This is a genomic window from uncultured Amnibacterium sp., from assembly GCF_964244015.1.
In the GTDB taxonomy this organism is placed as follows: domain Bacteria; phylum Actinomycetota; class Actinomycetes; order Actinomycetales; family Microbacteriaceae; genus Amnibacterium.
Genome location: NZ_CAXTHO010000103.1, coordinates 1 through 10,935, shown reverse-complemented (window position 1 = coordinate 10,935; position 10,935 = coordinate 1). Strand labels below are relative to the sequence as shown.

10 protein-coding genes are annotated in these 10,935 nt (G+C 72.8%); 2 read left to right on the top strand and 8 right to left on the bottom strand.

Annotated features, from left to right (window positions below):
• The 6 genes from ACFE67_RS11545 to ACFE67_RS11520 form a co-directional block, all read right to left on the bottom strand.
• Positions 1 to 792, bottom strand: a 792-nt coding sequence (locus ACFE67_RS11545; RefSeq protein WP_375407025.1) for a hypothetical protein, incomplete at its 3' end; no start/stop codon positions are given.
• Positions 789 to 2,108 carry a sensor histidine kinase gene (locus ACFE67_RS11540; RefSeq protein WP_375407024.1) on the bottom strand — a complete coding sequence of 440 codons (1,320 nt, stop codon included), beginning with the start codon at positions 2,106 to 2,108 and terminating at the stop codon, positions 789 to 791. The genes ACFE67_RS11540 and ACFE67_RS11545, both read right to left, overlap by 4 nt.
• On the bottom strand, positions 2,105 to 2,767 hold the full coding sequence (locus ACFE67_RS11535; protein WP_375407023.1) for a response regulator transcription factor: 663 nt from the start codon (positions 2,765 to 2,767) through the stop codon (positions 2,105 to 2,107). Before ACFE67_RS11535 ends, ACFE67_RS11540 begins: the two co-directional genes overlap by 4 nt.
• A gap of 14 nt (positions 2,768 to 2,781) precedes the next feature.
• On the bottom strand, positions 2,782 to 3,378 hold the full coding sequence (locus ACFE67_RS11530; RefSeq protein WP_375407022.1) for an amidase domain-containing protein: 597 nt from the start codon (positions 3,376 to 3,378) through the stop codon (positions 2,782 to 2,784).
• A gap of 70 nt (positions 3,379 to 3,448) precedes the next feature.
• Positions 3,449 to 4,507: a hypothetical protein gene (locus tag ACFE67_RS11525; RefSeq protein WP_375407021.1), complete on the bottom strand. Its 1,059-nt coding sequence runs from the start codon at positions 4,505 to 4,507 to the stop codon at positions 3,449 to 3,451.
• 259 nt (positions 4,508 to 4,766) lie between these two features.
• On the bottom strand, positions 4,767 to 5,780 hold the full coding sequence (locus ACFE67_RS11520) for an aldo/keto reductase family protein (RefSeq protein WP_375407020.1): 1,014 nt from the start codon (positions 5,778 to 5,780) through the stop codon (positions 4,767 to 4,769).
• A 120-nt stretch (positions 5,781 to 5,900) separates the two neighbouring features.
• Here ACFE67_RS11520 and glgX point away from each other — a divergent pair, with 120 nt between their 5' ends.
• Positions 5,901 to 7,946, top strand: a complete 2,046-nt coding sequence (glgX, locus tag ACFE67_RS11515) for a glycogen debranching protein GlgX (RefSeq protein WP_375407019.1) — start codon at positions 5,901 to 5,903, stop codon at positions 7,944 to 7,946.
• A 45-nt stretch (positions 7,947 to 7,991) separates the two neighbouring features.
• Here glgX and ACFE67_RS11510 read toward each other — a convergent pair whose 3' ends face one another.
• Positions 7,992 to 8,336: a hypothetical protein gene (locus ACFE67_RS11510; RefSeq protein WP_375407018.1), complete on the bottom strand. Its 345-nt coding sequence runs from the start codon at positions 8,334 to 8,336 to the stop codon at positions 7,992 to 7,994.
• Between the two features lie 113 nt (positions 8,337 to 8,449).
• Between ACFE67_RS11510 and ppk2 the strand changes: the two genes are divergently transcribed.
• Positions 8,450 to 9,364, top strand: coding sequence for a polyphosphate kinase 2 (ppk2, locus tag ACFE67_RS11505; protein WP_375407017.1), 915 nt, complete (start codon positions 8,450 to 8,452; stop codon positions 9,362 to 9,364).
• 45 nt (positions 9,365 to 9,409) lie between these two features.
• Here the strand turns inward: ppk2 and ACFE67_RS11500 are convergent, their stop codons facing one another.
• Complete coding sequence (locus tag ACFE67_RS11500) at positions 9,410 to 10,741, bottom strand: CoA transferase (RefSeq protein ID WP_375407016.1); 1,332 nt, start codon at positions 10,739 to 10,741, stop codon at positions 9,410 to 9,412.
• Between the last annotated feature and the right edge of the window lie 194 nt (positions 10,742 to 10,935).

The following is a 10,935-nucleotide window of genomic DNA, read 5'->3' as shown; positions in this document are numbered from 1 at the left end:
TACGGCGTCCGAGCCGTTCGTGAACGCCGCACCCGTCAGCACGACGAGCCGACCGGCGAACGTGTCCTCCGGCAGCCGCGGCCGGCCGAGCTGGTCGATGAACACCTGGCGCACGAGCGCCTCCGGAGCCCTGATGAGGAACGGCGCGGCGACGATCAGACCGCCGGCCACGGCGCCGAGCAGGAACCGGAGGCGGTGCCCCGGGAAGGCGACCAGCACCAGCACGGGGACGACGGACCAGATCTTCACGTCGACGGAGGCGCCGGCGACGACCCCGGCGAGCAGCGCCGCACCTCCACTGCCTCGCCGGCGGACGAGGATGGCGACCAGCAGCAGCAGCGTGCCGAGCGGCTCGAGCAGCGTGCTCCGCTCGCCGTACGCGAGCGGGTAGAAGCAGGCAGCGAAGGCGCCCGCGACCAGGCCCGCCTGCCACGACCTGCGGCCGGCGAGGACCGCGACGAGGGCGCAGTTGGCCGCGCCGACGCCGATCCACGCCAGGCGGGCGGCGAGCACACCGGTCGGGTCTCCGACGGCCGCGCCGATCGCGGCGAACGGCGCACCGGCGAGCACGACGGCGGGCGGCTGGAGGAACAGGAAGTCCGCGTAGGGCCACCCGCCGTGCACGAACGACGCTGCTGCGGCGTAGTAGACGCCGTCGTCGTAGGCGGAGGAGCCGAGGACGCCACCCGCCTGCAGCAGCACGGCGACCCGCACCCCGTAGCCGGCGATCGCGACGGCGGCCACGACGAGGATCAGGGGCAGGCGATGCCGCGCGACCCGGAGGGCCGTCACCGGTTGTCGGGTGCCACCGGCACCAGGAGGCCGAACACCGCCGGCGTCCTCGAGACGAGCACGGCGTCGCCGCCGACGGAGCGTGCCAGGCGCCGCGCGAGCGCGAGCCCCAGCCCGGCGCCCTGGCTTCGCTCGTCGCGCACACCGGGCTCGAACACGTCGCCGACTTCCTCCTGCACCCCGTCACCATCGTCCTCGACGGTGACGACGATGCGATCGCCGCGCTGTGCGGCGGCGATCCGCACCTGCGTGCGGCCGTGCCGCGCCGCGTTGTCGATCAGCGGTCCGAGCGCGCGGCCCAGCACCTCCGCCGGCGCGGCCGCGGTGAGGCCGACGGGTACCGGCTCGACCCGCACGGGCAGGGCGAGGCCGCCGCGGGACGCCTGCATGGCGATCACGCCCGCGACGTCGGAGGTGGCGGAGGAGCCCGATCCGCGCGCCGCGTCGAGCAGCGTCGTCATCGCGGCCCCCATGTCGTCCGCAGCGGCGACGATGCGTTCGAAACGATCCCGCTCGGTCCGGCGGAGGCGGGGCGTCGAGGCGCCGAGCTCCGCCTCCCCGCGCATCACGGTCAGCGGGGTCCGCAGCTCGTGCGCGACCTCGGCGGTCAGCCGCTGTTCCGCGCGGATCGCCCGGTCCACGCGGTCGAGCAGTCCGTCGAGCACGGATGCGAGACCGGTGATCTCGTCCCGCGGCGGGCCGAGCGAGAACCGCCGGTCGGGCCGCTCGTGCGACCACGAGACCGCGGTCGCCGTCATCGCGGCGACCGGCGCGAGTGCCCGCCGCACGATCAGCCCCGCGAGCAGCGTGACGCCGGCGACGACGACCCCGGCCGTGATCAGCGAGGCGGCGATGAGCCGGCCGAGCCCCGAGCGGTAGGGCCCGGTGTCGATCGCCACCACCGCCCGTCCCACGTCGTCGCCCGTGCGCAGGGGCGCCGAGTCGAGCCTCCATGCACCGACCTCGACGACGCCCGACCCGACCCGTGCGAGCCGGGCGACGACCTGCCGCAGCTCGGCGGGCACCGTCGGACCGGCGATCAGGCGTCCCGAGGCGTCCGCGATCCAGTTCGAGGTGTCGAACGTCGAGTCGAGGGGGTCGGACACCGTCGGACGGTCGCCCACCATCTCGACGGCGTCACGGACCGCGGCGAGGCGGGTCTCGAGCACCTGGTCCATCTCGTGGTCCGTCGTGCCCCACGCCACGAGCAGCACGACGACGATCAGCGCGAGCATGCCGATCGTGCTGATCACCGCGGTCGCGGCGGTCAGCCGGCGGCGGACGGACGCGCTCGATCGCAGCGGGCCGTCCGTCATCCCAGGCGGAACCCGACGCCGCGCGCCGTGTGCAGGCGCTGCTCCGCGCCGACCTGCTCGAGCAGCCGGCGGAGGCGGCGCATGTACGAATCGAGGGTGTTCGCCTGCACCACGGCGCCGACCGGCCATGCCCCGGCGATCAGCTCGCGCCGCCGGACGACCTCGCCGGGGCGTGCCAGCAGGGTCGCGAGCAGTCGGAACTCGGTCGGCGTGAGCCGCTCCTCCGCGTCCGCGTGCCGCACGGAGTACCGCTCGGGATCGAGGTGCAGGGAGCGCGGCTCGGGAGCAGGCGTGGGCGCCCGGCGGACGAGCGCGGTGACCCGCGCCTGCAGCTCGGCGACCGCGAACGGCTTGACGAGGTAGTCGTCGCCCCCCGCGCTGAAGCCGGCGACGACCTCGTGCACGCCCCCGCGCGCGGTGAGGAACAGGACCGGCGCCGTGACCCCGCTGGCGCGGAGCGCCTGGCAGAGGTCGCGCCCGTCGCCGTCCGGCAGCCCGATGTCGAGCACGATCGCGCGGAGGCCGGAGTCGGGCGTGAACTCCCTGACCGCCTCCGCGGCGCGATGCGCGACGACGACGTCGAGATCGACGGCGGCGAGCGCCTCCACGACCACGCGCCGCACCTGCGGATCGTCCTCGCAGAGACCGACCGAGACCATGGTTCCTCCTCGGCTCACGTGAGCAGATGCCAGTAGTGCACCACGCCGTGGCCCCCGTGCGCAGCGATCAGGTCGTCGACGGCGTCGTGGAGGCCCGCCGGGGAGTGCTCCGCGACCTCGATCTCGGTCCGTCCGGATCGCTGGAGGACGCGGCTGACGACCGCGGTGTGGTCCCGGTCGCCGCTCGCGTCCCAGTCGAACTGCACGACGTCGCCGACCCGGACCCGATCGCGCTGGTCGTCGCCCAGCGGGAGGGCGAGGTCAGGGCGGGTGGCGAGCCAGCGCGCGAACGCGGTCGAGCTGACCCAGCTCGTGGTCGCGGCGTGCCGGCCGAGCACGGTCGAGGTGCCCCACGCCGCGGTCATCGCCCAGCCGCGCGCGTGCAGCGCCTGGGACGTGAAGTTGACGCAGTCGGTGCCGCCGAAATCCCCGAACGACGGGTTCGGGTTCCGCCAGTAGCGCGCGAGGTACGCGCTCTCCCGGGTCACGGAGGTGGTCTGCGCGACCTGGCCGGAGGGCGGGACGTAGGGGATCGCGCGCCACCCCAGCACGCCGCCCGCGACGAGCACGACGGCCGCCGCACCGCCGATCGCGAGGTTCCGGCGGCGCACAGACCGACGCTACCGCTGGCCGCCGGTTGGACCCGGCACCGGGCGGGCCCGCGTCCAGGCGGTGTTCATGTCAGTGCGCCGCGGCCTCGAGCACGGCGCGGTGCAGGTCGAGCAGCGGCACGGTGCGCTCGTGAGGTCCTCGCCCGAGCCCGCACTCCGTCGCGACGCCGAACCGCGGCACGGCCGTCGACGCGGCGTCGATCCGGCGCAGCGCGCCCTCGACGCCGTCCTCGTGGTGCACGAGGCCGAGGTACAGCCGGGTGCCGTCCGGCAGCCCGAGATCCTGCAGCGGCGCGAAGTAGGCGGCGTCGTCGCGCTCGATCGGGACCGGGAGGTGGAGGTAGGCGATCGATCGCGGCGAGCGGGCGAGCACGCCGCGCACGACGGAGGCGAGCACGCCGGCGTCGGCGGGCTGGACGAAATGCGCCTCCTCCACGTCGCCGTAGCAGAGGTGGAACCCGACCGGCACGCCGGCCGGCACGTGGGCGGCCGCGTCGACGAGCCGGCCGAGTACGCCGTCGAGCACGTCGTCCCACCACGGCTCGACCAGGTGCTCCAGCCAGAGGAACTCGACCGCGGCGTCCCACTGCAGCTGGAGGGAGTCGTGCGGGATCGCATCGGTGATCCGCGAGACCTCGTCGTAGAGCGCGCGCGCGTAGACCGGCTCGATCGCGGCGCGGTCCTGCGGCGCGAAGAACACGCCGACCACCCCGGCGGGTGTCGGGAGGGAGACCTGCAGACGCGTTCCGGGGGCTATGACCCCCTCCTCCTGCAGCCGCGCGAAGGTCGCGTACGACTCGATCGCCGCGTCCGCGTAGCCGAGCGACGGGAACCGGAGGTCCTCCGGTGCGACCGAGCCGTCGAGCGCGAAGGGGCGCTGGTCGAACTCGTCGCGGATCAGGATCGGGGTGTCGCCCTGGCGCACGAGGCCCGGCGTGCGGTCGAAGCGCCGGGTCTGGAACTGCAGCCAGTAGTAGCGCTCCCCCACCTCGCCGTCCGGGATGTGCGCGATGTGCTCGCCGAGGTGGCCGGCGACGGCGCGGAACACGCCCTCGACATCGGGGAGGTTCACGCTGCCGACGAGCACGGCACCGCTGACGGTCGCGCGGCCGGGGGCGGAGGTGGTCACGGGTCGGCTCCTTCCTCAGGAGGTCCAGCCTCCCCCACCTCCGACGGCCGACGCAATCCGCGGATCATCCTTCGTTTTGTAGGCAGATCCTCCCTACAAAACGAAGGATGACCGGTGTCAGTCGCCCTTCACGTCGACGAGCTGACGGATCCTGATCAGGATCCGCAGAAATCGGCTGATACGCCGCCCACCGCGTCCGCGCGGCGGCGTGTCGGCTCGGAACCGGGGAACCGCGAGAAGAACGCGGATCCGCGAAGGGTCAGGCCAGGCGGGTCTTCGGGGCGTTCTGCGCGGTGATCGACGCATCGCGCTCGACGGAGTCGCCGAGCACCTCGTCGATGCGCTCGAGCAGCGGGAGCGGGATCGTGACCCCGGCGGCCTGCACGTTCTCCGCGACCTGCTCGGGGCGGGAGGCGCCGATGATCGCCGATGCGACGTTCTCGTTCTGCAGCACCCACGCGACGGCGAGCTGCGCGAGCGTCAGGTCCAGCTCGGCCGCGATCGGCTGCAGCCGCTGCACGCGCTCCAGGAGGTCGTCGCGGAGGAAGCGGCGGACGAACTGCGCCCCGCCGCCCTTCTCGTCGGTCGCGCGGGTGCCCTCCGGCAGTGCCGCGCCCGGCGTGTACTTGCCGGTCAGCACGCCCTGCGCGATCGGCGAGAAGACGATCTGCGAGATGCCGAGTTCCTTCGAGGCCGGCACGACCTCCTCCTCGATCACACGCCACAGCGCGGAGTACTGCGGCTGGTTCGAGACGAGCCGGAAGCCGAGCCCGCCGGCGAGCTCCTGGCCCGCCCGCAGCTGCTCGGCCGTCCACTCCGAGACGCCGATGTACAGCGCCTTGCCCGCACGCACCACGTCCGCGAACGCCTGCATCGTCTCCTCGAGCGGCGTGAACGCGTCGTAGCGGTGCGCCTGGTACAGGTCGACGTAGTCCATCCCGAGCCGGCCGAGCGACCCGTCGATCGACTCCAGGATGTGCTTCCGCGACAGCCCGGTGTCGTTGTGGCCGAGCGGTCCGGTGGGGAAGTACACCTTCGTGAACACCTCGAGCGATGCGCGGCGCACCCCGCGGAGCGCGCGGCCGAGCACCTCCTCCGCAGCGCCGTTCGCATAGCCGTCGGCGGTGTCGAAGGTCGTGATCCCGGCGTCGAGGGCCGCGCGTACGCACGCGGTCGCCGCGTCGTCCTCGACCTGCCCGCCGTGGGTGATCCAGTTGCCGTAGGTGATCTCGGAGACCTTCAGTCCCGAAGCGCCCAGATGACGGAAGTCCATGGTCCCCGACCGTATCGGCCCCGGCTGACACGGCGACTCCCGGCGGGCGGACCGCGAACGCCCAGTTCGGCGCGCGGCGTCGTCGTTACGGTGTGCGGCGGTCGAACGAAAGGCTCCCCGATGCCGGCTCCCCGCTCCCTCCCGTACCCCCTCGGCGTCACCCTCGTGGAGGGCGGCGCGAACGTCGCCGTCTACTCCGAGTCCGCCTCCGACGTGTTCTTCTGCGCCTTCGACGGCGAGGACGAGACGCGGACGGTGCTGCCGAACCGCACCGGCTTCACCTGGCACGGCTTCGTGCCGGGCGTGGAGGTCGGTACGCGGTACGGGCTGCGCGTGGACGGACCGTGGGAGCCGCAGCACGGCGTGCGGCACAACGTCCACAAGCTGCTGCTCGACCCGCACGCGCTTGCGATCTCGGGCGGCTACACCTTCGATCAGCGCCTGTTCGGCCACGACATGACCGAGCCGGTGCAGCGCGACGACACCGACTCCGCCTCCGCGATGCCCCGCTGCGTCGTCGTCGACCGCTCGTTCGACTGGGGCGACGACGAGGTGCCGCGCGCGCCGCGGGTTCCGCTCGAGGAGACGATCATCTACGAGACCCACGTCAAGGGCTTCACGAAGCGGATGCCGGGGGTGCCGGAGGAGATCCAGGGCACGTACGCGGGGCTCGCGCACCCGAAAGCGATCCAGCACCTCGTGGACCTGGGCATCACGTCCGTCGAGCTGCTGCCCGTGCACCAGTTCGTGCAGGACTCCACGCTGACCGACAAGGGCCTGTCGAACTACTGGGGCTACAACACGATCGGGTTCTTCGCCCCCAACGGCGCCTACAGCTCCACTGGAGACACCGGCGGCCAGGTCGCCGAGTTCAAGTCGCTCGTGAAGGCGCTGCACGCCGCCGGGCTCGAGGTCATCCTCGACGTCGTCTACAACCACACCGCCGAGGGCAACCACATGGGGCCGACCCTGTCCTTCAAGGGCATCGACAACGCGGCCTACTACCGGCTGGTGGACGAGCAGAAGGACGCCTACTTCGACACGACCGGCACCGGGAACAGCCTGAACACCCAGCACCCGGCAGCGCTCGGGCTGATCATGGACTCCCTCCGCTACTGGGTGCAGGAGATGCACGTCGACGGCTTCCGCTTCGACCTGGCCACCACCCTCACCCGGCAGGGCCGCGAGGTCGGGCTGCGCAGCGCGTTCCTCGACCTGACGCTGCAGGACCCGGTGCTGGCGCCGATCAAGCTGATCGCCGAGCCGTGGGACACCGCCGGGTACCAGGTCGGCGACTTCCCCGCGGAGTGGTCGGAGTGGAACGGCAAGTTCCGGGACGACGTGCGGGACTTCTGGTCCGGCGCCGACAGCCTGCTCAGCACGACGAGCCAGCGGGTGCTCGGCAGCCCGGACGTGTACCAGCGCAGCCGCCGCTCGCCGCTCTGCAGCGTCAACTTCGTCACCGCGCACGACGGGTTCACGCTCGCCGACCTCACGTCGTACAACCAGAAGCACAACGCCGCGAACGGCGAGGACAACGCCGACGGCGAGAGCGACAACAAGTCGTTCAACAACGGCGCGGAGGGCCCGTCGGACGAACCCGCGGTGCACGAGAAGCGGCTGCGGGTCAGGAAGAACTTCCTCGGCACGCTGCTGCTGTCCACCGGGGTGCCGATGCTGCTCGGCGGCGACGAGATCGGCCGCACACAGGGCGGCAACAACAACGCCTACTGCCAGGACAACGAGATCTCCTGGTACGACTGGGACTCGGTGGACGAGGAGCTGCTCGCGTTCACGAAGGCGCTGACGACGCTGCGGCACGATCAGCCGGCGCTGCGGCCGCCCTGGTACCGGTACGCCCCTGCGGACGGCGTGGTCGATGCCGTCCGGCTGAAGCGGTCGGACGACGAGGAGTTCTCGCAGGAGGACTGGGAGAACCCGGACGCCCGCACGATCACGTTCGTGCTCGAGCACGCGGGCGCCGACGCGTTCGCGCTGCTGCTGAACTCGGCAGAGAACGGCGTCGAGTTCCAGGTGCCGGAGGCGCCGAACGCGGAGTGGGAGCTCGCGCTGTCGAGCGACCCGGAGCAGCGGGTCGCGGGCGAGGTCACGACGCTGATCGTGCGGGACGAGTCCTTCACGCTCCTCCGCTCCCGCGCCTCCTGAAACGCAGGCCGGCCGCCGCGCCGCGAGCGGTCGCCGCCCCGAGGCTCAGTGGACGAGGGCCTGCTCGCGGATCTGCTCGACCCGGGTCGAGGCGGCGTAGGCGATCGCCGCGGCGACCATGACGTTGACCGCGCCGACGGCCAGCGTGACCGCGAGCACGAGGACGGCCAGCGCGATGGACGGAGGCGTGGACAGGGCGGGCAGCGACAGCGCGGCGGCGGCGATGCCGAGCGGGCCGAGCGGCACCGCGACGAGCGCGACGGCCATGGGGCTCGCGAGCCCGGAGGCCACGAGCGCGAGCAGGAGGACGGCGAAGGCGCCGACGGCGGAGACGTAGAGCGCTCCGAGCGTGGGGCGTCGTCGCCCCGTCATGAACACACCGTTGGTCATGGGACGATTCTGCTGGTCAGCATCAGGTTCCGTCAGCCCCGGTTCGTGTGGCACACCTCCGGGTGGCACCGCAGCGACACCGTTCGTTCACCGGGACTCCTTACGGTCCGCGCGTGACCTTCCCCGTCGACCTCTCCGACCTCCTCGGCTTCCGCGTGCTCGACGAGGACGACGACGACCCGGTGCTCGTCGGCCCCGACGGCGGTGCGATCGACACCTGGCGCGAGGGCTACCCGTACGAGAGCCGCATGGACCGCGACGACTACGAGGCGCAGAAGCGGCTGCTGCAGATCGAGCTGCTCAAGCTGCAGAAGTGGATCAAGGCGGAGGGGCGCCGGCTCGTGATCGTCTTCGAGGGCCGCGACGCCGCCGGCAAGGGCGGCACGATCAAGCGGTTCACCGAGCACCTGAACCCGCGGGGCGCCTCCGTCGTCGCGCTCGAGAAGCCGTCCGAGCGCGAGAGCACCCAGTGGTACTTCCAGCGCTACGTGCAGCACCTGCCCGCGGCGGGCGAGGTCGTGCTGTTCGACCGCTCCTGGTACAACCGCGCCGGGGTCGAGCGGGTGATGGGCTTCTGCTCGGACGAGGAGTACGAGCGCTTCCTGCAGGACGCCCCGCGCTTCGAGCGGATGCTCACCGCGACGGGGATCGACCTGGTCAAGTTCTGGTTCTCGGTCTCGAGGACCGAGCAGCTGACCCGGTTCGCGATCCGGCAGGTCGACCCGGTGCGGCAGTGGAAGCTGTCGCCGATGGACATCGCCTCGCTCGACAAGTGGGACGTGTACACCGCCGCGAAGGAGGCGATGCTCGCGACGACGAACACGGCGGAGGCGCCCTGGACCATCGTGAAGAGCAACGACAAGAAGCGCGCGAGGCTCGAGGCGATGCGCTGGGTGCTCGCGCGGTTCCCCTACCGCGACCGCGATGACGAGATCGTGGGCGAGCCCGACGGCCGGATCGTCGGACCGCCGTCGGTGGTCTACGAGGTCGGCGAGCACGTGACGCACGAGGCGCCGAGCGCCCCCTGAGCGCCGACCGGTGCGACGAAGGGTCTCGGCGACGGCGGATCGTGCTCACGCGGGCCAGGAGGGAGGCGCGCTGCCGAGCGGGGCGGGCCCGGTATCGAAGCGGAGGTCGACGCCCTCGATCCTGACCGGGAACGGCAGCAGCGCTGCAGCGCCCCACGGCGTGCGGATCGTCGAGCCGGCGGCCACCTCCGGCGCCGAGTCCTCTCTCGGCGCAGCAGGCAGCAGCTCCGCAGCGGTCCTGGCGAGGGAGAGGGTGGCGCGCGAGCCGCTCCCGCCGCGGCGCCGGTCGCGGATCCCGGCGATCGCGGCCGCCGCCATCAGCCAGCCGGTCGCGTGGTCGAGCGCCTGGACGGGCAGCGGAACAGGCCGCTCGGCTCCCGCGAGGCGCATCCCTCGCGCCGCGATACCGGACGACATCTGCACGAGCGAGTCGAAGCCTCGGCGGCCCGTCCACGGCCCGTTCCAGCCGTAGGCGGTGAGCGCGACCTCCACGAGTCCGGGGCGGATGTCCTGCCGGTCGTCGTCGCCGAGCCCGATGGTGTCGAGCGCGCCGCGGCGGTACCCGTGCACGAGCACGTCGGCGCCCGCGAGCAGGTCCCCGAGGCGCTCCCGACCCTCGGGCGTCCGGGCGTCGAGTCGGACGGGCAGCTTGCCGAGCGTCATCTCCGGGACGACGGCCGGTTCGTCCCAGTCGGGTGGATCGACGCGGATCACGGTCGCTCCGAGCGCGGCGAGCGCCCGGGTCGCGACCGGGCCCGCGATCACCCGGGTGAGGTCGAGCACGCGGATGCCGGCGAGCGGCCTGGCCGGATCCGGATGCCAGTGCGTCCGCGCCGGGACGGTGTGGAGGCGGTCGACCAGCGGCTCGCGGCGAGCGGCGGAGCCCTGCGGGTGGTCGATCCACGCCTCCGGCTCGCGCATCGTCGCGGCGGCGCCTCCTGCCTCCACCACGGCGGTCTCGAGCTCGTCCGCCCGCCAGGTCGCGACGCGGGCGGCGACCGCCTCGCGGTCCGGGTCGACGCCGAGCACGCGGAGCGCCGCGTCCCGGTGCCGTGGCGCGTTCGTGTGGAGGCGGATCCAGCCGTCAGCGGCCGCGTAGTCGCCCGCGATCGGATCCCACGGCGACGGCAGCTCCCAGCCGACGGGCCTGAGGGCCTGCCGGAACCAGGCGCCGACGAGCGGCCCATCGACGGAGGAGGACGCCTCCACGTCCGCTGCGCGCAGCAGCGCGACGACCGAGTCCGCGAACGCGGCCACCGCGCCGGTCGCGAGCGCGTCGACGTCCCATGCGGCCGTGAGGCCCGTGGCGCCGCGCACCTCCGTCGTCGCCCTCGTGTCGAACAGGCGGGCCGACTCGGACTGCACCGGCGAGGTCATGCCCCCCATGTTCCGCGCCGCGCCCGCACGTTCAGTGAGCGGAACGGGCCGACTCGATCGACTCGAGGCGGCCCTTTTCGAGCACTGGACGGGTCAGGCGGCGCCGTTGAACATGCTCGTGACCGAGCCGTCCTCGAAGACCTCGTGGATCGCCCGCGCGATCGTCGGGGCCATCGAAAGCACCTCGAGCTTCG

Coding starts and splice junctions, on each gene's coding strand:
- ACFE67_RS11540 (WP_375407024.1), bottom strand. CDS start 2,108: ATGACGGACGGCCCGCTGCGATCGAGCGCGTCCGTCCGCCGCCGGCTG.
- ACFE67_RS11510 (WP_375407018.1), bottom strand. CDS start 8,336: ATGACCAACGGTGTGTTCATGACGGGGCGACGACGCCCCACGCTCGGA.
- glgX (WP_375407019.1), top strand. CDS start 5,901: ATGCCGGCTCCCCGCTCCCTCCCGTACCCCCTCGGCGTCACCCTCGTG.
- ACFE67_RS11500 (WP_375407016.1), bottom strand. CDS start 10,741: ATGACCTCGCCGGTGCAGTCCGAGTCGGCCCGCCTGTTCGACACGAGG.
- ACFE67_RS11520 (WP_375407020.1), bottom strand. CDS start 5,780: ATGGACTTCCGTCATCTGGGCGCTTCGGGACTGAAGGTCTCCGAGATC.
- ACFE67_RS11535 (WP_375407023.1), bottom strand. CDS start 2,767: ATGGTCTCGGTCGGTCTCTGCGAGGACGATCCGCAGGTGCGGCGCGTG.